The organism is Streptosporangium sp. NPDC000239, assembly GCF_040300765.1.
Lineage (GTDB): Bacteria > Actinomycetota > Actinomycetes > Streptosporangiales > Streptosporangiaceae > Streptosporangium.
This window is the reverse complement of sequence record NZ_JBEPEI010000005.1, coordinates 343,301-364,968: the sequence shown is the minus strand read 5'-3', so window position 1 is coordinate 364,968 and position 21,668 is coordinate 343,301. Positions and strand designations below refer to the sequence as shown.

At 72.8% G+C, this 21,668-nt stretch carries 19 protein-coding genes; 14 read left to right on the top strand and 5 right to left on the bottom strand.

What is annotated here, in order from left to right; genetic code table 11:
* Window positions 1-109: 109 nt before the first annotated feature.
* The 5 genes from ABT340_RS16725 to ABT340_RS16705 are packed head-to-tail and all read left to right on the top strand — an operon-like array spanning window position 110 to window position 7,850.
* The gene (locus ABT340_RS16725) at window positions 110-3,937 is read left to right on the top strand and encodes a Pls/PosA family non-ribosomal peptide synthetase (protein ID WP_352011630.1); all 3,828 of its coding nucleotides are present in this window, start codon (window positions 110-112) and stop codon (window positions 3,935-3,937) included.
* A gap of 36 nt (window positions 3,938-3,973) precedes the next feature.
* On the top strand, window positions 3,974-5,269 hold the full coding sequence (locus ABT340_RS16720) for a M1 family metallopeptidase (protein WP_352011629.1): 1,296 nt from the start codon (window positions 3,974-3,976) through the stop codon (window positions 5,267-5,269).
* Window positions 5,270-5,322: 53 nt separating this feature from the next.
* Complete coding sequence (locus ABT340_RS16715; protein WP_352011628.1) at window positions 5,323-6,579, top strand: RNA polymerase sigma factor; 1,257 nt, start codon at window positions 5,323-5,325, stop codon at window positions 6,577-6,579.
* A 21-nt stretch (window positions 6,580-6,600) separates the two neighbouring features.
* Window positions 6,601-7,008 (top strand): ribosomal maturation YjgA family protein, encoded by a 408-nt coding sequence (locus tag ABT340_RS16710; RefSeq protein WP_352011627.1) that lies wholly within the window; start codon window positions 6,601-6,603, stop codon window positions 7,006-7,008.
* Between the two features lie 32 nt (window positions 7,009-7,040).
* Window positions 7,041-7,850 (top strand): Fpg/Nei family DNA glycosylase, encoded by an 810-nt coding sequence (locus tag ABT340_RS16705; RefSeq protein ID WP_352011626.1) that lies wholly within the window; start codon window positions 7,041-7,043, stop codon window positions 7,848-7,850.
* A 12-nt stretch (window positions 7,851-7,862) separates the two neighbouring features.
* Here ABT340_RS16705 and ABT340_RS16700 read toward each other — a convergent pair whose 3' ends face one another.
* Window positions 7,863-8,735 (bottom strand): 4-hydroxy-tetrahydrodipicolinate synthase family protein, encoded by an 873-nt coding sequence (locus ABT340_RS16700; protein ID WP_352011625.1) that lies wholly within the window; start codon window positions 8,733-8,735, stop codon window positions 7,863-7,865.
* A 71-nt stretch (window positions 8,736-8,806) separates the two neighbouring features.
* Between ABT340_RS16700 and ABT340_RS16695 the strand changes: the two genes are divergently transcribed.
* From ABT340_RS16695 to ABT340_RS16675, 5 genes are all read left to right on the top strand, one after another.
* A complete protein-coding gene (locus ABT340_RS16695) occupies window positions 8,807-9,712 on the top strand; it encodes a LysR family transcriptional regulator (protein WP_352011624.1) in 906 nt (301 codons plus the stop codon).
* A gap of 191 nt (window positions 9,713-9,903) precedes the next feature.
* The gene (locus ABT340_RS16690; RefSeq protein ID WP_352011623.1) at window positions 9,904-10,338 is read left to right on the top strand and encodes an Lrp/AsnC family transcriptional regulator; all 435 of its coding nucleotides are present in this window, start codon (window positions 9,904-9,906) and stop codon (window positions 10,336-10,338) included.
* A 93-nt stretch (window positions 10,339-10,431) separates the two neighbouring features.
* Window positions 10,432-10,989, top strand: a complete 558-nt coding sequence (locus ABT340_RS16685; protein ID WP_352011622.1) for a GNAT family N-acetyltransferase — start codon at window positions 10,432-10,434, stop codon at window positions 10,987-10,989.
* Window positions 10,990-11,043: 54 nt separating this feature from the next.
* Window positions 11,044-14,340, top strand: a complete 3,297-nt coding sequence (locus tag ABT340_RS16680; RefSeq protein WP_352011621.1) for an ATP-binding protein — start codon at window positions 11,044-11,046, stop codon at window positions 14,338-14,340.
* Between the two features lie 58 nt (window positions 14,341-14,398).
* Window positions 14,399-15,214 (top strand): sirohydrochlorin chelatase, encoded by an 816-nt coding sequence (locus ABT340_RS16675; protein WP_352011620.1) that lies wholly within the window; start codon window positions 14,399-14,401, stop codon window positions 15,212-15,214.
* A gap of 23 nt (window positions 15,215-15,237) precedes the next feature.
* Here ABT340_RS16675 and pgeF read toward each other — a convergent pair whose 3' ends face one another.
* The gene (pgeF, locus tag ABT340_RS16670) at window positions 15,238-15,924 is read right to left on the bottom strand and encodes a peptidoglycan editing factor PgeF (protein ID WP_352011731.1); all 687 of its coding nucleotides are present in this window, start codon (window positions 15,922-15,924) and stop codon (window positions 15,238-15,240) included.
* A 97-nt stretch (window positions 15,925-16,021) separates the two neighbouring features.
* Between pgeF and ABT340_RS16665 the strand changes: the two genes are divergently transcribed.
* Window positions 16,022-16,390, top strand: coding sequence for a PH domain-containing protein (locus tag ABT340_RS16665; protein ID WP_352011619.1), 369 nt, complete (start codon window positions 16,022-16,024; stop codon window positions 16,388-16,390).
* Window positions 16,391-16,409: 19 nt separating this feature from the next.
* On the opposite strand, the gene glgA is transcribed toward ABT340_RS16665, so the two are convergent.
* Complete coding sequence (glgA, locus tag ABT340_RS16660; RefSeq protein ID WP_352011618.1) at window positions 16,410-17,594, bottom strand: glycogen synthase; 1,185 nt, start codon at window positions 17,592-17,594, stop codon at window positions 16,410-16,412.
* 25 nt (window positions 17,595-17,619) lie between these two features.
* Here glgA and glgC point away from each other — a divergent pair, with 25 nt between their 5' ends.
* Window positions 17,620-18,870 carry a glucose-1-phosphate adenylyltransferase gene (gene glgC, locus ABT340_RS16655; protein WP_352011617.1) on the top strand — a complete coding sequence of 417 codons (1,251 nt, stop codon included), beginning with the start codon at window positions 17,620-17,622 and terminating at the stop codon, window positions 18,868-18,870.
* 41 nt (window positions 18,871-18,911) lie between these two features.
* On the opposite strand, the gene ABT340_RS16650 is transcribed toward glgC, so the two are convergent.
* Window positions 18,912-19,583, bottom strand: coding sequence for a hypothetical protein (locus tag ABT340_RS16650; RefSeq protein WP_352011616.1), 672 nt, complete (start codon window positions 19,581-19,583; stop codon window positions 18,912-18,914).
* A 248-nt stretch (window positions 19,584-19,831) separates the two neighbouring features.
* Between ABT340_RS16650 and ABT340_RS16645 the strand changes: the two genes are divergently transcribed.
* Together ABT340_RS16645 and ABT340_RS16640 are read left to right on the top strand one after the other, a co-directional pair.
* Window positions 19,832-20,461 carry a TetR/AcrR family transcriptional regulator gene (locus tag ABT340_RS16645; protein ID WP_352011615.1) on the top strand — a complete coding sequence of 210 codons (630 nt, stop codon included), beginning with the start codon at window positions 19,832-19,834 and terminating at the stop codon, window positions 20,459-20,461.
* A 19-nt stretch (window positions 20,462-20,480) separates the two neighbouring features.
* Window positions 20,481-20,855 carry a VOC family protein gene (locus tag ABT340_RS16640; protein WP_352011614.1) on the top strand — a complete coding sequence of 125 codons (375 nt, stop codon included), beginning with the start codon at window positions 20,481-20,483 and terminating at the stop codon, window positions 20,853-20,855.
* A gap of 7 nt (window positions 20,856-20,862) precedes the next feature.
* Here ABT340_RS16640 and ABT340_RS16635 read toward each other — a convergent pair whose 3' ends face one another.
* Complete coding sequence (locus tag ABT340_RS16635) at window positions 20,863-21,630, bottom strand: enoyl-CoA hydratase/isomerase family protein (RefSeq protein WP_352011613.1); 768 nt, start codon at window positions 21,628-21,630, stop codon at window positions 20,863-20,865.
* Window positions 21,631-21,668 lie beyond the last annotated feature (38 nt).

Sequence of the window (21,668 nt, the reverse complement as noted above, 5' to 3'; positions counted from 1 at the left end):
GCGGGTGTTCTAGGATCGTCGGATGGCGACGGCAACGAGTGGACTCACAGGGAGCCACATGCGGCGAGCGTGATCCGGCGCGCGCCTCGGTCGTCCGACTGGAGAGACCTTGCATCCGACCACGGTGGACATCGAGCACGCCCCGGCCCAGGCGACCCTCTCGGGAGGGCCCGCCGCGCCCGCCCGCACGCTGATCGACATCCTCGACGAGACCACGCGGCGCCACCCCGACGCCGCCGCCCTCGACGACGGGCGGACCAGGCTCGACTACGCCGGCCTGCGCGAGCGGGTGGACCGGATGGCGCGGGAACTGCGCGCGGCGGGCGTGGGACGCGGCGACCGGGTCGGCATCCGGGTGCCCTCCGGCACCGTCGATCTCTACGTCGCGATCCTGGCCACGCTGACGGCGGGCGCGGCCTACGTACCGGTCGACGCGGACGACCCCGAGGAGCGGGCCGAGCTGGTCTTCGGCGAGGCCGCGGTGAGCGCCGTCGTGGGCGAGGGCGCGGCGATCACGATCTCCGGCCCCCTCGGCGGTTCCCTGAGCCGGGAGTCCGCCGCGCCTCCCTGCCCCGACGACGACGCGTGGATCATCTTCACCTCGGGTTCGACGGGCAAGCCGAAGGGCGTCGCGGTCTCCCACCGCAGCGCGGCGGCGTTCGTCGACGCCGAGGCCGGCCTGTTCCTGACCGACGAGCCGCTGGGGCCGGGAGACCGGGTGCTGGCCGGGCTCTCGGTCGCCTTCGACGCCTCCTGTGAGGAGATGTGGCTGGCCTGGCGGCACGGCGCCTGCCTGGTCCCCGCGCCCCGCGCGCTGGTGCGCACCGGCATGGACCTGGGTCCCTGGCTGACCGAGATGGGCATCACGGTGGTGTCCACGGTGCCGACGCTGGCCGCGCTCTGGCCGGTCGAGACGCTCGACGACGTCCGGCTGCTGATCTTCGGCGGGGAGGCGTGCCCGCCCGAGCTGGCCGAGCGGCTGGCCGTACCGGGGCGGGAGGTGTGGAACACCTACGGGCCCACGGAGGCGACCGTGGTGGCGTGCGCCGCCCCGCTGACCGGGGAGGGGCCGGTGCGGATCGGCCTGCCGCTGGCCGGGTGGGAGCTGGCCGTCGTCGACGCGGGCGGCGACCCGCTGCCCATGGGCGAGACCGGCGAGCTGGTCATCGGCGGCGTCGGCCTGGCCCGCTACCTGGACCAGGCCAAGGACGCCGAGCGGTACGCCCCGCTGGTCTCCCTCGGCTGGGAGCGCGCCTACCGCAGCGGTGACCTGGTGCGGGCCGAGCCCGAGGGACTGCTGTTCGTCGGCAGGGCGGACGAACAGGTCAAACTGGGCGGACGCCGGATCGAGCTGGGTGAGGTCGACTCCGCCCTGCAGGCGCTGCCCGGCGTCGCGGGGGCCGCGGCCGCGGTGCGCACCACCGGTGGCGGGCACCAGCTGCTCGTCGGCTACGTCGTGCCCGGCGAGGGGTTCGACCAGGCGGACGCCAGGAAGAGGCTGCTCGACGCGCTGCCCGCCGCGCTGGTCCCGCGTATCGCGCTGGTCGAGGAGTTGCCGACCCGCACCTCGGGCAAGATCGACCGTGACGCCCTGCCCTGGCCGCTGCCCCGGCAGGCGCAGCGGCAGGTGGACGTGGACCCGTGGGTGGCCGAGTGCTGGCAGAACGTCCTCGGCGGGACCGAGGGCGACTTCTTCGCCGAGGGCGGCACCAGTCTCGCCGCGGCCCGGCTGGTCTCCGCGCTGCGGGAGCGTCATCCCTCGGTGACCGTCGGGGACGTCTACGAGCACCCGACGCTGCGGCGGCTCGCCGCGCACCTGTCGGCCGGGGACTCCACGGAGACGGCGACCACGAAGCGGGTCGTCGCGCCGATGCCGCGCCGCGCCTCGCTCGTGCAGGCGGCGCTCACCGTGCCGTTGCTCACCGCGGGCGTGCTGCGCTGGCTGGTCGGCCTGGTCGCGCTGACCAATCTGATCGTGCCCGGCGCGCCCGTCGTCTCGTGGTGGTGGGTGCTGGCCGGGACGGTGCTCTTCGTCTCCCCCGCCGGACGGATCGCGCTGGCCGCGGGCGTGGCCAGGCTGCTGCTGCGCGGCCTGCGCCCCGGCTCCTACCCGCGGGGCGGCTCCACGCACCTGAGGCTGTGGTTCGCCGAGCGGTTCGCCGAACGGCTCGGGGTCATGGAGCTGTCGGCCGCGCCCTTCCTGACCCACTACGCGCGGGCGCTGGGCGCCCAGGTGGGCGCGGACGCCGACCTGCACTCCGCCCCGCCCGTCACCGGCATGCTCAAGCTGGGCAGGAACGCCGCCGTCGAGCCCGAGGTCGATCTGAACGGCTACTGGATCGACGGTGACCGGGTGCGGGTCGGCGAGATCAAGATCGGCGCCTCCGCCACGATCGGTGCCCGCTCGACCCTGTTCCCCGGCGCGAGGGTCGGCAAGAACGCGCAGGTCGCTCCGGGCTCAGCGGTCGCGGGCGCCGTTCCGGCCGGGGAGCGCTGGGCCGGGGCTCCCGCGATCAGGATGGGCAAGGCTCGCCACACCCCGGGAAGCAGGCCGCCGCGCTCCCCCCGCTGGGCCGCCGTCTACGGCCTGTCCGCGCCGCTGCTCGGCCTGGTTCCCGTCGTCGCCGCGCTGCCCGCGCTGGTCGTGCTGATGGGCGGGGCCCCGGCCTCGCCCGCCGAGCTGCTGTACCGGGTGCCGGTCGCCACCCTCGTGTGGATGGCCTGCACGGCCCTGTCGATCCTGGTCCTGGTACGGCTGCTCGCGATCGGCCTGCGGCCGGGCAGCCACCCGGTGCACAGCCGCCAGGCCTGGCAGGCGTGGGCGACGGGGCGGCTGATGTCGATGGCACGGTTCTGGCTGTTCCCGCTGTACGCCAGCATGGCGACCCCCGTCTGGCTGCGCGCCCTCGGCATGCGGGTCGGCCGGGACGCCGAGCTGTCCACGGTGCTGGCGCTTCCCTCGATGACCTCCGTCGGAGACGGCGCGTTCCTCGCCGACGACACGATGGTCGCGCCGTACGAGCTGGACGCCGGGCGGCTGCGGGTCGGCCAGGTGCGGATCGGCAAACGCGCCTTCCTCGGCAACTCGGGGATGACCGCCCCCGGCCGCAAGGTGCCCAAGGACGGGCTGGTCGCGGTGCTGTCCGCCGCGCCGAAGAAGGCCAAGGCCGGTTCGTCCTACCTGGGCATGCCGCCGGTCGAGCTGCGCCGTACCGCCGAGGAGACCGACCGCAGCCGCACCTACGACCCGCCCGCCCGGCTGCGGGCCGCCCGTGCCGCGGTCGAACTGTGCCGTGTCGTGCCCGCGATGTGCACGGTCGCGCTCGCCGTGCTCGTGGCGCTGTGCCTGCTGTGGCTGACCCGTTCGTACGGCTTCGCGGTCGCGGCGCTGCTGGGCGGGGTGGTCCTGCTCGGCGCCGGGGTGCTGGCCGCCGCGGTCACCACCGTGGCCAAGTGGGTCCTGCTCGGCCGGATCACGGTGGGCGACCGGCCGCTGTGGAGCTCCTTCGTCTGGCGCAACGAGCTGGCGGACAACTTCACCGAGGTGCTGGCCGCGCCCTGGTTCGCCAGGATGTGGCTGGGCACCGCGCCGCTGAACCTGTGGCTGCGCTCGATGGGCGCGCGCGTCGGCCGGGGCGTGTGGTGTGAGACGTACTGGCTGCCGGAGATCGACCTGGTGACCCTGGGCGACGGGGTCTCGGTGAACCGGGGCTGCGTGTTGCAGACCCACCTGTTCCATGACCGGGTCATGAGCATCGATACTGTCGTTCTGCGGGACGGGGCGACGCTCGGCCCGCACGGGGTGGTGCTGCCCGCGGCGACGATCGGGGAGAACACCACGGTCGGACCGGCGTCCCTGGTGATGCGCGGCGAGTCGGTGCCTCGGGCGACCCGCTGGTTCGGCAACCCGATCGCGGCGTGGCACAAGCGCGCGTAGGCGTCCCCGCGTCGCAGGAAGGCACACAGGAAGTACGTGGTCGCGAACACCCCCCGTCCCCCCTACTTTCCCTCGCACGGTGACGACGCCTACCGGGTCGAGCACTACGACCTCTCCCTGGACTACCGGGTCGGCCCCAACAGGCTGGGCGGCGTGGCCAGGATCTCGGCGCGGGCGCTGCGGCCGCTCACCCGCCTGTCCCTGGATCTGGGGGCGTTGCGCGTCGACGGGGTGCTGCTCGACGGCAGGGCGGCGCGCTTCGCCCACCACGGCGGCAAGCTGCACCTCTCCCCGAAGGGACGGGAGCGGATCGAACCGGGTCCGCTCACCGTCGAGGTGCGCTACGCGGGCGCTCCCCGGCCCGTCGCCAGCCACTGGGGTGAGCTGGGCTGGGAACAGCTCACCGACGGCGTCATCGTGGCCAGCCAGCCGATCGGGGCGCCCTCGTGGTTCCCGTGCAACGACCGGCCGGACGACAAGGCCTCCTACCGGATCTCGGTGACGACGGCCTCGCCGTACACGGTGATCGCCAACGGCGAGCTGACCGGCAGACGGCGGGCCTCCTCGGCGACCACGTGGGTCTACGAGCAGGCCGAGCCGATGGCGACCTATCTGGCCAGCGTGCAGATCGGCCGCTACCAGCTGGCCGAGACGGGAGAGGGGGTACGCCTGGCCTTTCCGCAGGGGGCGGCGGCCAGGGCCCGCAACGACTTCGGCAGGCAGGAGCGGATGCTCGCGGTCTTCTCCGAGCGGTTCGGCCCGTACCCGTTCGGCTCCTACACCGCGGTCGTCGTCAACGACGAGCTGGAGATCCCGATCGAGGCCCAGGGCATGTCGATCTTCGGCCTCAACCACGTGGACGGCAGGCGCGGCGAGGAACGGCTGGTCGCCCACGAGCTGGCGCACCAGTGGTTCGGCAACAGCCTGACGGCCGCCGACTGGCGTGACATCTGGCTGCACGAGGGCTTCGCCTGCTACGCGGAGTGGATCTGGTCGGAGGCCTGCGGCGAGGAGAGCGCCGACGCTCACGCGGCGCGCTGGCACCGGCGCCTGTCCGCGCTTCCCCAGGACTTCGTGCTCGCCGACCCCGGGGCGCGGCGGCTGTTCGACGACCGCGTCTACAAGCGCGGCGCGCTCACCCTGCACGCGCTGCGGCGCATCCTGGGCGACCGGATGTTCTTCGCGCTGCTGCGCGAGTGGACCACGGCCAACCGGCACGGGAACGTCAGCACCGAGGCGTTCCTGGACCTGGCGCTGCAGTACACGACGCGCTCCTTCGACGGTGTCCTGTCCGCCTGGCTGTACGGCTCCCGCCTGCCCCCGCTGCCCTGAGACCGGCACACGCGGAGTCGACAGCCCGGCCCCGCGGCGGCGAGGGTGGAGAGGTGGTCACTGACGATCCCCGCCGGGATGTGAACGTCGAGGATCTGCTGCGCGAGCTGGCGCCGCGGGTCCTGGGCGCGCTCGTCCGCCGCCACGGGCACTTCGACGCGTGTGAGGACGCCGTTCAGGAGGCGCTGCTCGCCGCGGCCGTACGGTGGCCGAAGGAGGGGGTGCCGCAGAGCCCGAGGGGCTGGCTGGTCACGGTGGCCTCCCGCAGGCTCGCCGACGAGTGGCGCAGCGAGCGGGCGCGCAGGCGCAGGGAGGTCACGGCCGCCTTCCGCGCGCCCGCCGACGAGTCGGTCGTGCCGAGCCCGGAGCAGGAGCGGCCTCCGGGCCGGGACGACACGCTCACTCTGCTGTTCCTGTGCTGCCATCCGGCGCTGAGCGCCTCCTCCCAGGTCGCGCTCACCCTGCGCGCCGTCGGAGGGCTGACCACGGCGCAGATCGCCCGGGCCTTCCTCATCCCCGAGGCGACCATGGCCCAGCGCATCAGCCGGGCCAAACAGCGCATCAGGTCGACCGGCATCCCCTTCGGCATGCCTCCGCGTGAGGAACGGGCCGAGCGGCTGCGGGCGGTCCTGCACGTGCTGTACCTGGTCTTCACCGAGGGGCACACCGCGACCTCAGGCCCCGACCTGCACAGCGGGGAGCTGACCGGGGAGGCGATCAGGCTGACCCGCGCCCTGCACCGGCTGCTGCCCGGCGACGGTGAGGTCGCCGGGCTGCTGGCGCTCATGCTGCTCACCGACGCGCGGCGGCCCGCGCGCACCGGCCGGGACGGCGCCCTGGTCCCGCTCACCGAACAGGACCGCGGCCTGTGGAACCGCGTCCGCATCGAGGAGGGCGTCGCTCTCGTCACGAACGCGCTGTCCCGCTCCGCGGTCGGCCCCTACCAGCTCCAGGCGGCGATCGCCGCGGTCCACACCGAGGCCGCGTGCCCGGAGGAGACCGACTGGCCGCAGATCCTCGCCCTGTACGAACTGCTCTCCCGGCTCTCACCCGGCCCCGTGGTCACACTCAACCACGCGGTCGCCGTGGCGATGGTCCGGGGGCCGAGGGCGGGGCTGACCCTGCTGGAGACGCTCGACTCCGACGGGCGGCTCTCCGGTCACCACCGGCTCGACGCGGTGCGCGCCCACCTGCTGGAGATGGCCGGGGAGCGGGAGGCCGCCAGGGAGCGCTACCGGAGGGCGGCGCGCCGTACCACCAGCCTGCCCGAGCGGCGTTATCTGGAGACGCGGGCCGCCCGGCTGGGGTGAGCGGTTCACTAGGGTGGGCGGGTGCCAGTCCTCCCCGCCCGCCTGTCCCCCGCCACCCGTGTCCGGCTCGCCGCCGTGGCCGCGGCCGTCGTGACCGTCGCCGCCGGGCTCGCGGTCCGCGCGGTCACCGGCGGCTGGTTCGGCAAGTACGCCGGGGACGCCCTGTACACCGTGCTCGTCCACACGCTGGTGGTGGTCGTGGCGCCGCGCCTGCCGGCGGGCCGGGCCGCGTCGTGGGCCCTGGCCGTCAGCTGGGCGGTCGAGTTCGCCCAGCTGACCCCGGTGCCCGCCGCGCTGTCCGAGGCGAGCGTGCTGGCCAGGCTGGTCCTCGGCAGCACGTTCGGCGCCGCCGACCTGGTGGCCTACGCCGTCGGCGCCGCCCTGTCGTGGGCCGGTCACACCCTCGTCCTGCGTCTTCGCCGTGGGTGAGCGGAGCGCCGGGGCCGTACCATGTGTGGACCATGCCTGAAGGACACACCATTCACCGGCTCGCCGGGCTGCACCGGCAGGTGTTCGCCGGCACGGTCGTCAGCGCGCTGAGCCCGCAGGGCAGGTTCGCCGCCGGAGCGGCGCAGATCGACGGCCGGGTGCTCAGAGAGACCGACGCCCACGGCAAGCACCTGCTGCTGGGCTTCGACGACGACCGGTGGGTCCACATCCACCTCGGCATCTACGGCAAGTACACCTTCGGTCAGGCGCCGCCGCCCGCCCCGACCGGCGTGGTACGGCTGCGCCTGAGCAACACCGCCGAGTACGCCGACCTGCGCGGCCCCAACACCTGTGAACTGATCGACCCGGTGGAGAAGAAGGCTCTGCACGCCAGGCTGGGTCCCGACCCGCTGCGCGCCGACGCCGACCCCGAGCTCGCCTGGCGGCGGATCGGGCGCAGCCGTACGGCCGTCGGGGTGCTGCTGATGGACCAGTCGGTCGTGGCGGGCGTGGGCAACATCTACCGCGCGGAGGCGCTGTTCCGGCAGGGGGTCGACCCCGCGCTGCCCGGGCGCGACCTCACCCGGGAGCTGTGGACGGCGATCTGGGACGACCTGGTGCAGCTGATGGCCGAAGGAGTGCGCCTGGGGCACATCGACACGGTCAGGCCGGAGCACACCCCTGAGGCGATGGGCCGCCCGCCCCGCGTCGACGAGCACGGCGGCGAGGTCTACGTCTACCGGCGGGCGGGCATGCCGTGTTTCCTGTGCGGTTCCGAGGTCAGGACCGGGGTGCTCGCGGGACGCAACCTCTTCTGGTGCCCGGGCTGCCAGGGCGGCTGAGCCCGGGCGGCGTCAGAGCAGGCGCAGCACCGCCTCGACGGAGTCCTGGCCCGCCGGGACCAGCGGGAGACGGACGGAGGCGGTCGGGATGCGTCCCTGGGCGTGCAGCACGCCCTTGATGACGGTGGGGTTGGGCTCGGTGAACACGCTCGCCGACAGGGCGGACAGGCGGTGGCCCAGGGCTCGCGCGTGGGCGACCTCTCCCGAGCGCCAGGCCTCGACCAGCTCGACGAACAGCCCGGTGCGCAGGTGGGCCGAGGCGAGGATGCCGCCGGAGCCGCCCAGGGCCAGCAGCGCCGACAGGTAGGGGTCGTCCCCGGCCAGTACGGCGAAGCCCTCCGGCGGGTCCGCCAGCAGCGAGAGGGTGTCCTGGTCGACGCCGCCGACGGCGTGCTTGACCCCGGCGACCATGGGCAGTTCCCCGATCCGCCGCAGGGTGGCGGCGCCGACGGACTGGCCGGTCCGGTAGGGGATGTTGTAGACGACGATCGGCACCGGCGTCTGCTCGGCCAGGGCGGTGAAGTGGGCCAGCACCCCGGCCTCAGAGGGGCGGACGAAGGAGGGCACGGTGACCAGCGCGCCGGTCACCTCGGGCCAGGTCTTCAGGGCGCGCAGCGCCTCGGCCGAACCCCGGGTGTCGCTCGAACCCGCGCCGACGATCAGTTCGGCGGACCGTTCCCGGCACACCTTCGCGCACACCTCGACGACCGCCCGCCGTTCCTCCTCGGCGAGCATGGCGACCTCGGCGGTGGTGCCGAGCGCGACCAGTCCCGCGGCGCCCTCCTCAAGGGCGGCGCGCGCCAGGTCCTCCAGGGCGTCCAGGGCGATCTCGCCGTTCCCGGCGAACGGGGTGATCAGGGGAAGGTAAACACCGCTGAGAGTCATGTCCCCAGCTTTCCGGCCGACGACCATACAGGTCCAGTTCCGTTTCCTTCAGAAACCGTTAAGCTGAACTGATGCTCGATGTGCGCCGCCTCCGTCTGCTCCGCGAACTCTCCCACCGGGGCACGATCGCCGCGGTGGCCGAGGCCCTGACGTTCACCCCCTCCGCGGTCTCCCAGCAGCTGGCCGCGCTCGAACGGGAGGCGGGTGTGGCGCTGCTCGAACGGACCGGCAGGCGGGTGGCGCTCACCCCCGCGGGAGCCGCCCTGGTACGGCACGCCGAGGCCGTGCTGGAGCGGCTCGAACAGGCGGCGGCGGAGCTGGCGACCGCCCGCACCGGACTGGCGGGAACGATCAGGATCGGCGCCTTCCCGGTCGCGACCCGCACGATCCTGCCCGCGGCCCTGGCCGCGCTCGGCCGCGACCATCCGCGTCTTGAGCCGATGGTCGACGAGATCGACCCCGCCGAGGTCGCCCCCCGGCTCAGGTCGGGCGACCTGGACGCCGCGCTGATCCACGAGTACGACCTCGTGCCCGCGGCGCCCGACCTGACGCTGGACACCGAGCCGCTGCTCGACGAGCCGATGTATCTGGCCTCCGACCGGGCGGGCGACTCGCTCGCCGAGCGGCACGACGCCCCGTGGATCGTGTCGAAGCCGGGGACGCTCTGCTACGAGATGACCATGCGGGCCTGCCAGACGGCCGGGTTCTCACCCAGGATCCGCCACCACATCGACGACTTCACCGCCGTGCTCGCGATGGTCTCCGCGGGGCAGGGGGTCGCGCTCGTGCCCGGGCTCGGGGCGGCCGACCCGCCGGGGAACGTCCGGCTCACCGAGCTGCCGACGCGTCGCCGTACCCGGATCGCCTTCCGGCGGGGGGCCTCGGCGCACCCGGCGCTGACGGCCCTCACCCTGGCGTTGCGCTCCTCGCTCCCCCGGGGGACGGCCGGCGGGCGGCAATGGGAATTCTCCAGGTAATCGACCGGTCACCTCATGTGATATGAAAGGTGAGGCACCGCCCCGCGCTTCCGGCGAGGGGCTTTTCCGAAGTGCACCACCATTGTCCAGCATCGGGATAATAAGGGAAGGCGGTCGACGTCCTCCGCCTTCCGATCAGAAGGTCACGAAGCCGATCGGTTAACGGATAACGGAGCGTGATAGTGGACGCGATGGACTGGACACTCCTGGCAGAGTTGCAGAGCGACGCGCGGCTGTCCTACAGCGAGCTGGCCCGGCGGGTGCACATGTCGGCCCCGGCCGTCGCCGAGCGGGTGCGGCGCCTTGAGGAGACGGGCGTGATCACCGGCTACCACGCGCGGGTCAATCCGGCGCTGGCCGGTCGGGGGGTGGCCGCGCTGATCAGGATGGCGTGTTACGGGCCGCGCTGTGTGCTCCGCGACGAGCAGGCGCTGGCCTGGCCGGAGATCCTGGAGGTGCACCGGGTGACCGGTGACACCTGCTGCCTGATCCGGGTCGCCGCGGCCTCCATGATCGCCTTCGAGGAGCTGATCGACAGGCTCGCGCCGTACGGTCACCCGTCGAGCATGATGGTCCTGTCCAGCCCGGTCCCCTGGCGTCCCCTCTCCCCCGCGAAGCACGACTGAGCCGGGCGTACGGCGACATTTGTTACCTATGGGATAGTTGCCGTGCGGAATGATCTCTGGCGGCGGACCTCGGAAAGGCGTTAGCGTCTGCGCATGCGCCACGTTGACATACCGGGCAGGCGGCTCAGGCTGCGAGAGGTCACCGTGGACGACGTGGACGCGCTGCACGCCGTCTACGGCGACCCCACGGCGACCGAGCACCTTCCCTTCGACCCCAGGACGCGCGAGGAGGTCGAGGAGATCGTCGCCGAGGCGATGCGGGCCGCGGAGACGGAACCCCGCAGGCTGTACGTCCTGGCGGTGACCGACGTGGCCGAGGGCCGGACCATCGGCGTCGGAAGACTGCACATCGAGCACGACCACCCGCACAGCGCCGAGATCGGCATGGGCCTGCGCCCCGACCACTGGGGCAGGGGCATCGGCACCGACCTGGTCCGGCTGTTGCTGGTCTTCGGCTTCCGGCACCTGGGCCTGCACCGCGTCTGGGGCGCCAGGTCTCCGGCGAACACCGCCGCCCAGCTCACCATGCTGATGGCCGGGATGGTCGAGGAGGGCAGGATCAGGCACCACGTGCGGGCCCGCGGCACCTGGCGTGACTCCGTCGTCCACTCGGCGATCGAGGACGAGTGGGAGGGCTACCGGGACGTCTGACCCCCCTCTGAGCGTAGGGTGTGGCGAACCACCACAGCCGACATACGAGGGCAAATGACAACAGGGCTGACCTTCCGCCTGTTCGGCACCCTGGAGGTCCGCGACGCCTCAGACCGGCCGCTCGGTCTGGGCACCCGTAAGGAACGCGCCGTACTGGCGATGCTGGCCCTCGACCCCGGCCGGGTGATCCCGCTCGACCGGCTGATCGACGAGCTGTGGGCCGGTGAGGCCCCCTCCGGGGCGACGGGCACGCTCCAGGCCTACATCTCGCACCTTCGCAAGGTGCTCGAACCCGGCCGCAGGCCCCGCACCCCGCCCTCGGTGCTGCTCACCCGTGAGCCCGGCTACCTGCTGGCCGTCGCCCCCGGCCAGGTCGACCTGACACGCTTCACCGCCTGGGCGCAGGACGGCGCCCGCGCGCTCGCCCGGGGAGAACACACCGAGGCCCGCCAGACGCTCGACCGGGCGCTCGCCCTGTGGCGGGGCGAACCGCTCGGGGAGTTCGCCGAACTGGCCTTCGCCAGACCCTCGGTCGCCCGGCTCACCGAGATCCGGGCCACGGCCGTCGAGGACCGCTTCGAGGCGCTGCTCGCCCTGGGCGAGGACGCCGCGCACGTACCGGCCCTGGAGGCGCTGACCGAGGAGTTCCCCTACCGGGAACGGTCGTGGAGGCTGCTCGCGCTCGCCCTGTACCGCGCGGACAGGCAGGCCGACGCGCTCGGCGCGCTGCGCAGGGCCAGACGGCGGCTCGCCGAGGACCTCGGCATCGACCCGGGCCCCCGGCTCAGGCGCCTTGAGGAGGCGGTGCTCGGGCACGCCCCCGAACTGGAGGCCCCCGCGCCGACCGTGGCCGTGCGGACCGTCGCACCCGCCGCGGGCGAGGAGCTGGTCGCGCGCTCCGCCCAGCTCCGGTCCGTCGGGGAACGGCTGGCCTCGGTACGGCGCGGCACCGGCGGCGTGCTGCTGGTCACCGGGGAGGCCGGGATCGGCAAGACCAGGCTCGCCCAGGCCGCCGCCGAGGAGGCCGAGGCCCGGGGCTTCACGGTGGCCTGGGGACGCTGCCTGGACGGCGGCGCCCCCGCCTTCTGGCCCTGGCGGCAGGTGTTGCGGGAGTGCGGTGCCGGGTCCTGGCCGCCCGGCGGTCTCACGGGCGGGTCCGACCCCGACGCCGCGCTGTTCGAGCTGTACGAGTCGGTCGTCTCCACGCTGACCGCAACCGGCGGCCCGCTGCTCGTGATCCTCGACGACCTGCACTGGGCCGACGTCTCCTCACTGCGGCTGCTCGGCTTCGTCGCGGGCGAGCTGGCCCGGCGCCCCGTGCTGGTGCTGGCCACGCTGCGCCCGGAACCCGGCGAGCATCCCAGGCAGCTGCGCGACACGCTCGGCGCGCTGGCCGGGCAGCCGGAGACGGAGCGGATCGAGCTGACGCCGTTCGGCGCGGAGGAGGTCTCGGCGTACCTGCGGCGGCACCGGGTCGAGGAGACCCCCGGCCTGGCCGCCGCGCTGCTGGAACGCAGCGGCGGCAACCCCTTCTACCTGGGTGAGCTGGTGCGCCTCAGGAGGAGCGAGCGAGGACTGTCCTCCGCCCTGCCGCCCGGGGCGCGCGACGTCATCGGCCGGCGCGTCGCCAGGCTCCCCGAACGGACGCGGGAGTTGCTCGGCGTCGCCGCGGTCGCCGGGCGCGACGTGGAGGCGGGCCTGCTCGAAGCCGTGACGGACGTCCCTGTCGAGGAGGTCATGTCCCTGCTCGAACCCGCGGTGGCGACCGGGCTGCTGGCCGAGGTGCCCGGCGGCCTCGACTACCGCTTCTCCCACGCCCTGGTGCGTGACGCGCTCTGCTCGGACCTGAGCCGCCTCGCGCTCGCCCGGCTGCACCTGAGGATCGGCCGCTGCCTCGAACGGACGCCGGGCGTCGAGCCGGTACGGCTGGCCCACCACTTCGCCGCCGCCTCCTCGGTCGGCGGGGCGGCCAGGGCCGTCGAACACGCGGGGCACGCGGCGCGGCAGGCCGTGGAGCGGCTCGCCTACGCCGAGGCCGTCGAGCTGTGGGAGCTGGCGCTGTCCTGTCTTCCCTCCGGTGACGAGGCGGGCCGGTGCGCGGTGCTGACCGAGCTCGGGCAGGCCCGCCGTACCGTGGGGGACGCCGAGGGTGCCTTCGGCGACCTGGAGGAGGCGATCGGCCTGGCCCTGCGCACCGGCGACCGCGCCACGCTGGTCTCGGCGGTCACCGTCTTCGGCGGGCTCGCCGTGTGGAACTGGCGGCCGTACGGCGTGGTCGACGAGCGGATGATCGCCGTCCTGGAGGACCTGCTCGCCGGGCCGCTCACCGAGCACGACCGGGCCGCGCTGCTGGGCACACTGGGCATGGAGCTGTACTACGGGCCCCGGCGCGCCGAGGGCGAGCTGCACGCCACGCGGGCGGTGGAGATCGCCCGCTCCCTGGGCGACCCCGGGCTGCTCGCCCGCACCCTGAACAACCACCTGCTGGTCAGCTGGGTCCCCGGGCGCAACGCCGAACGGCTCGCGGTGGCCGGGGAGATGCTGGCCGTACCGGGGCTGACCAGGGCGGCCGAGCTCGTGGCGCGGGTGCTGCGGATGGCCTGCCTGCTGCGCGCGGGCGACCTGACGGCCTGGGACCGCGACCTGGCCCGTTGTGAGGAACTCCTCGACGAGGTGCGCCGCCCCGAGCTTGAGGCGATGGTGCGCATCGCCGAGACCGCAAGGTGCACCTTGGAGGGACGCTGGGCGGACGCCGAGGCGCTCATCGGCGCCTTCGACGACGTCCGGTACGGCTCCAGCCTGTGGCAGGGCGCCGAGTTCCGCAGGCTGCTGACGAGGTTCGTCTGCGAGAGCGGGCGGGGCCGGCCGCGGCTCGTGCTCGACGAGCTGGTCGAGGCGGCGGAGCGGGCGCCGATGGTCCCGTTGCGCCCGGTCGCCGTACTGGCCGCGGTCGAGGCGGGCAGGCCGGACCTGGCGCGGGAGCTGGCCGAGCGCTGGGGCACCGAGGTCGGGCAGGACTGGATCGCCGACTTCCTGCTGCCCGTCTGGGGGGCCGTCTCCGCCGGGATCGGCGTGCCGGAGCCCGGGCCGCTCTACGAGGCGCTCCTGCCCTGGGCCGACCAGCTGGTCGTGGCGGGCACGGGCTGTGTCGCGTGGGGCTCGACCCACCATGTGCTGGCCGGGCTGGCCGCGCGGCTCGGCCGTACCGAGGCGGCGCGGGAACACGCCCGCGCGGCCGTCGCCACCCACCGCGCGCTCGGTCTGGCCCACTGGGCGGAACGCAGTCAGGCGCTGCTCAGCGAACTTGGAACGGTCGAACGGCGTGTTCCTCCACCCTCGGAAATGTCGTGACGGAATTGCCGCCTTTTTCGCTGACGGAAAGCGTGAAATGGGCCTAGAGTCCGCGCATGTGAGTGAGAGTTCCATCCTCCCCGTACGCGGGCGCGCCGTGCGGCCGTCAGGCAGGCACCGCAGACCCGTGCCCTCCCACCTTCCGCCGGAGGCACCCGCGCTGGTGCTGGCCACGCTCGGTGACGGCTCCGGTGTCGCCGCCGAACTGACCGCCCTGATCCGAGGGGACAACCCGCAGATCGAGGTCCGTCTCGTCGGTCTCGGCGAGGACGGCAAGGAGCTGGTCGCCGCGCTGGAGGACTCCGGCCGGGAACGGCCGCAGGACGGCACCGCCGCCGTCGTGGTTCCGCTGCTGACCGGCCCGCACCCGGTCGCCGACCCGCTGATCGCCGGGGCGGTCGCGGCCAGCGGGGTCACGGTCACGGTCACCGAGCCGCTGGGGCCGCACCCGCTGCTGGCGGAGGCGCTGCACATCCGCCTCGCGGAGCGGGACCTCGCCAGGGCCGACCGGATGCGGCTGCTCAACGTGTCCAGCCCGGTCGACGCGGTCATCCTGGCCACGGTCGGCGGGGAGGCCGCGGCGGCCGAGGCGCAGCCGACCGCTGTGCTGCTGGCCTCCCGGCTGACGCTGCCCGTCCTGGTCGCCTCGCTGGACAGCGCCCCCGACGCCGCCGACGCCGCGGCACGGCTGCGCGGGATCGGCGCGCAGCGGATCGCGCTGTCCCCCTGCCTCATCGGCCCCGAGACCGGCGCGGACCTCGCAGGCGCCACCGCCGCGCGGATCGACGCCGAGTGCGCCGCCCCGCTGGGCGCGCACGGCCTCATCGCCGATCTGGCCGCCCGCGCCTACGGGAGCGTCCTGGCCGCGGGCTGACGCCGGGGCCCTCTCCCCTCGGGTCAGGGCTCCAGCCAGACATAGCCGGCGAAGCGGCCGGTCCTGCCGTCCCTGCGGTGGGAGAACAGGTCCTCGGTCTCGATGGTGCAGCGGGTGTCGTGGGTGACCTCACGCACCCCGGCCTTGCCCAGCTGGGAGTTGATCGCGGCGCGCAGGTCGAGGGCGGGGGTGTCGTCGCGTGTGATCGACCACGCCTCGGGCAGCACGGCCGCGACCTCGGCGCGCAGGGCCGCGGGCACCTCGTAGCAGCTGCCGCAGGCCATCGGGCCGATCAGAGCGGTCATCCGCGCCGGATCGGCGCCCCGCCGGACCATCTCCTCGACCAGGGCCGGGACGACGCCGAGGACGGTGCCGACCCTGCCCGAGTGCGCGGCCCCGACCAGTCCCGCCACCGGGTCGGCCAGCAGGACGGGGGCGCAGTCCGCGCACAACGCCGCCAGGCCGAGGCCGGGAACGTCGGTGCACACGCCGTCCAGCGGCGGCGGATCGTCCCCGAAGGGCTCGGTCACGTGACGGACGTCGGCGCTGTGCACCTGCCGCATGAACACGACCCGTTCGAGGCCGAACTCCGCGGCCGTCGTGGCCCGGTTGGCGGCCACCGCCTCCGGGTCGTCGCCGCACAGGCCGCCGAGATTGCGGCCGTGGTACGGCTCCGCGCTGACACCGCCGTGGCGGTCGGTGATCCTCATCTGAAATTTCACGGCCCCGACCTTACCGACCGATGGAACCGCCCTCCCGGTCCCGTCCGTTTCTCCGGACGACGCATCCCCACGGAACGGGAGTCCGATGACGAAGATCGTCTATGACCGGAAGGAACAACTGCAGCAGATCGAGAGCGGCCTGCTGCCGGGGGAAAAGATCATCGCCGTCTACGACGCGATCGGCACCGGCACCGGTTTTCTCGGCCTGACCGACAAAAGGGTGATCGTGCAGGACAAGTCCTTCGTCGGCAAGCGGATGGCCCTCACCAGCATCCCCTACGCCAGGATCTCCGCGGTGAGCGTGGTGAGCAACCGGTCCTTCGCCGGATCGTTCTTCTCCTCCGGGGCCATCGCCGTCCATGTGGGAACCCACACCTACGAGGTCGAGTTCCGCGGCGACGGGAAGGCCCACCACGCGCACAACGTGATCCTGCACTTCATCACCGGGTCCTGAGGCCCCGGTGCGCCGGCGGTCAGGGACGGGTGAGCGAGCGGTACAGATCCATGGTCCGCTCGGCGATCCTGGGCCAGGAGAAGTGCTCGACGGCCCTGACCCGCCCGGCGGCCCCCAGCTCGGCGGCCAGCGCGGGGTCGGCGAGCAGCCGGTTGACCCGTTCGGCGAGGTCGGCGGCGAACCGCTCGGGGTCGTCGGGGGTGCCGTCGGCGGCCGACTGTGCGATCGGGACCAGCAGGCCGGTCGAACCGTCGGCGACCACCTCGGGGATGCCCCCGGTCGCGGTGGCGACGACGGCGGTCTCGCAGGCCATGGCCTCCAGGTTGACGATGCCCATCGGCTCGTAGACCGAGGGGCAGACGAAGACCGTGGCGTGGGTGAGGATCTGGATCACCTCGGGACGCGGCAGCATCTCCGAGATCCACACGACGCCCTCCCGCTCCTGTTCGAGCCCCCGCACCAGCCCGGCGACCTCCTCGGCGATCTCCGGGGTGTCCGGCGCGCCCGCGCACAGCACGAGCTGCGCCCCCGGGTCGAACTCCCTGGCCGCGTGGAGCAGGTGGACCAGTCCCTTCTGCCGGGTGATCCGCCCGACGAAGACCACGTACGGCCTGCCCGGGTCGATCCCGTGCCGGGCCAGCACGTCGACGCCGTGGTCCGGGGCGTACTCGCCGGTGTCGATCCCGTTGTGGATCACGCTGACCCGCTCCGGCGGGATCTCCGGGTAGCAGGCCAGCACGTCACGGCGCATCCCCTCGGAGACGGCGATGATCGCGTCCGCGGTCGCCAGCGCGCCGCGCTCGGCCCACGACGACAGCGTGTAGCCGCCGCCGAGCTGCTCCGCCTTCCACGGGCGCAGCGGCTCCAGGCTGTGCGTGGTGACCACGTGCGGCGTGCCGTACAGCATCTTGGCGACGTGACCGGCGAAGTTGGCGTACCACGTGTGGCTGTGCACCAGATCGGCGCCCGCGCAGCCCGCCGCCATCTCCAGGTCGACGCCGAGCACCCGCAGCGCGGCGTTGGCCTCCTGGAGCCCCTCGGGAACCCGGTAACCCGTGACCCCCTCCTCGGGACGAGGCGGACCGAAACACCGGACGCGGACGTCCGCAAGCCGGCGCAGCTCACGGGCGAGGTACTCGACGTGAACCCCCGCCCCGCCGTACACCTCGGGCGGATACTCACGGCTCAGCAGATCAACGCGCATGCGATCACCCTAGTGTTTCATCCCAGTGCGTCAGGTTAGGGTCCTGCATATGAGAGTCCTCGCGATCGTGCTCGCCGGTGGTGAAGGTAAACGGCTGATGCCGCTGACGGCTGACCGGGCCAAGCCCGCAGTACCTTTCGGGGGGATATATCGGCTCGTCGACTTCGTCCTGTCGAACCTGGCCAACGGCAACTACCTGCAGATCGTGGTGCTGACGCAGTACAAGAACCACAGTCTCGACCGGCACATCTCCCAGACCTGGCGGCTGACGTCGATGCTGGGCAACTACGTGACCCCGGTGCCCGCCCAGCAGCGCCTCGGCCCGCACTGGTTCTCCGGTTCCGCCGACGCGCTGTTCCAGAACCTGAACCTGGTCTACGACGAGATGCCCGAGCACGTCATCGTGTTCGGCGCCGACCACATCTACCGGATGGACCCCCGCCAGATGGTGGCCCAGCACGTCGACTCCGGCGCGGAGGTGACGGTCGCCGCGATCAGGCAGCCCCTCTCACTGGCCGACCAGTTCGGCGTGATCGAGACGGACCCGGCGGGCCGGAAGATCGCCGCCTTCCGGGAGAAGCCCAAGGACGCCGTCGGCCTTCCCGACGCGCCCGACCAGGTGTACGCCTCGATGGGCAACTACGTCTTCAGAACCCAGGCGATGCTCGACGCGCTGCGGGAGGACGCGCTCGACCCCACCAGCAAACACGACCTGGGCGGGAACATCATCCCGATGATGGTGAAGTCGGGCAGCGCCGAGGTCTACGACTTCGCCGACAACGTCGTGCCCGGCTCGACCGACCGGGACAAGGGCTACTGGCGGGACGTGGGGACCCTGGACGCCTACTACGAGGCCCACATGGACCTCATCTCGGCGCACCCGGTCTTCAATCTCTACAACACCCAGTGGCCGATCTACACCGGCCACGATCCGCTGCCCCCGGCCAAGTTCGTGCACAACGACGGCGACCGGATCGGGCGGGCCGTGGACTCGCTCGTCTCCGCCGGTGTGATCGTCTCCGGCGGCCTGGCCGAGCGCTCCGTCCTGTCCCCCGGCGTGGTGATGCACTCCCACTCCAGGGTCGAGGACTCGGTGCTGATGGGCAACGTGAAGGTCGGGCGGGGCGCCGTCGTCCGCAGGGCCATCATCGACAAGAACGTGGTCATCCCGGACGGCGCCAGGATCGGCTTCGACCTCGAATACGACCGCAGCCGCTTCGCGGTGACCCAGAACGGCATCGTGGTCATCGGCAAGAACGAGGTCATCGAACGTTAGTGTCCGCGCGCCGTCGGACGGCGCGCGGGACGGTCCTCCGGTCAGGCCGGGGCGGGAAGCCGGTCGAGGATGGCCTGGAACATGGCGGCGCTGGTCACCGCCATCTCGTCCATCCGCTCCTCCAGCCGGTCGAAGCGCCGGTCCATCACATCAAGACGCCCGTCGAGCGCCTCGAACCTCTTGGCCATGGCCTCGAACCGCTCGTCGATCATCTCGAACCGCCGATCAATGGCCTCAAACCGCCGGTCCATGGCGTCGAAGCGCTCGTCAACGGCCTCGAACCTCCTGTCGATGGCGTCGAAGCGCTCGTCGACGGCCTCGAACCTCCTGTCGATGGCGTCGAGGCGCCCGTCGACGGCCGCGAAATGCTCGTCGATCGCGGTGAAGCGCCGGTCGACGGCCGCGAAGCGCTCGTCGATCGCGGTGAAGCGCCGGTCGACGGCGTCGAAGCGCTCGCGCACCTCGTCGCGGAGCAGGTCCACCTTGGCGTTGACCTGCTCGACCCGCCGCTCGACCCGCTCGACGCGCCGCCCGACCTGCTTGAGCCCGTCGGCCAGCAGGTCGACCCGGTCGGTCAGCACGTCGAGCTTCGTGTAGACGGGCGTCAGCGCCTCGTAGGCCCGCACCGAGGCCTGCTGTCCGCATCTGGTGCCGAGCACGATGAAATCCTCCTCCAGGCGGGTGACCCGGTCCTCGATGGTGGGGGTGAGCATGGGGGGCTCCGTACGTCGTGGTCCAGCGTAGTCAGGCCACGCCGGCGAGAGTGGGAACGCGGGGGGTGAGTCCTCGCGGGTCTCAGCTTGGCCCCTCCTGAGGGCGCTCCGCGGCCACTTCGCCAAAGAACCTTCCTCTTTTTCCCAGCGTTCTGACCTGCGAAAAGGACATATTTCGGGTCACCCGGTGCCAGGGATCTCAATATCTCCGTTGACGGAGTGAGTACTCACTCCGCATCATGAAAGGCATGAGACCCAAAGAGAACGCGACACCCGACCCGGCCCGGCGGCGTGCTCCGGGCATGAGCCAGGAGCGCCGCCGGGAGATGATCGTCATGGCCGCGCTCCCCCTCGTCGCGGAGTACGGCGCCGCCGTCACCACCGCGCAGATCGCCAGGGCGGCCGGGATCGGCGAGGCCACCGTCTTCAGAGCCTTCACCGACAAGGAGGAGCTGCTCGACGCCTGCGTCGTGGAGGTGCTGCGCCCCGACCACGTGCTCGAACAACTCGCCTCCGTCCCCCTCGACCAGCCGCTGACCGAGCGGCTGACCGAGGCGGCCGAGGCCATGCGGGCGCACATGGCGCGGATCGGCACGGTCCTGGGCGCCCTGCACGCCTCGGGGCGCCGCTCACGCGGATCCCGCACGCAGGAGGAGGGGGCCGGAGCCCCGTCCGACCGCGCCGCCTCGTTCAAGGCGACCCGCGACGCCCTGACCGAGCTGTTCGAACCCGAGGGCGACCGGCTGAGGCTGCCCCCGGAGCGGCTGGCGGCGCTCTTCCTCAGCCTGACGTTCGCCGGCGCCCGCGGTTCGGCCGCCGACGTCGAACCGAGCGTCGCCGAGATCGTGGACGTGTTCGTCCACGGAATCCTGAATTGACCGAGGTGAAAGGACAGTCATGACCGTCACCCTGAACCACACCATCGTCCCCGCCGCGGACAACGGACGGGCCGCCCGCTTCCTCGCCGACGTCATGGGGCTGGAGTGCCTGCCGCCCACGGGCTCGCGCGGTCACTTCGTCCCGGTGCGGGTCAACGACTCCCTCACCCTCGACTACATGACGGTCGAGGAGCCCCACGCGGTCCATCTCGCCTTCGAGGTGGACCCGGCGACCTTCGACGGCGTCCTGGCCCGGCTGCGCGCCGGAGGCGTGCCGTACGGCAGCCGCCCCGACGCCCCGGACAACGGCCGCGTCGACCATCCGCTCTGCCCTCGCGGGCTGTTCTTCAGGGACGAGAACGGCCACCTCTTCGAGGTCATGTCCCCCGGGTGAGCGGGGGTCACCGGCGCCACGGGAAGCGGGCGGGCCTTCCCTCCAGGAAGGCGGCGACCCCCTCGGCCCGTTCCGCGCCGGAGCGCCGCTGCCAGTCGCGTACGCGTGTCTCGGCGTCGCCTCCCTCGACGATGTCGCCGATGATCTCCTTCGTGGCGGCCAGGGTGAGCTGGGAGCGTCCCGCGAAGGTACGTGCCAGGCCGTACACGCGTTCCCCGAGTTCGCGGGGCGGGTGGACCTCGTCGACCAGGCCGGTGCGCAGCGCGGTCGCGGCGTCGACGAGGTCGGCCGAGTAGAGCAGGAGCTTGGCGGCCGAGGGACCGACGAGGCCGACCAGGCGGCGGGTCGCGCTCAGCGGGTAGACGACGCCGAGCCTGGCCGGGGTGATCCCGAAACGGGCGTCGTCGGCGGCCAGGCGCAGGTCACAGGCCATGGCGAGCTGGCAGCCCCCGCCCACACAGAAGCCCTCGATCATCGCGATCGTCGGTTTGGGGAAGCCCGCCAGGGCCTCCTCGGCGACGACGGTCAGGCCGGTGTCGTCGCCCGCCTCGGCCAGCCCGGCGATCTCGGAGATGTCCGCCCCCGAGCAGAAGGTGCCGCCCGCGCCGGTGAGGACGAGGACGCGCACGGCCGGATCGGCGGCCGGCGAGGCCAGGATCGTGGGCAGCGCCCGCCACATCGCCGCGGTCATCGCGTTGCGCTTGGCGGGACGGTTGATCCGCAGGGTCGCGACATCGCCGTCGACGGACAATTCGAAACCATTAAAGATCTCCACGAGATAGATTCTTCCTGGACATTTCACACAGCGCCGAG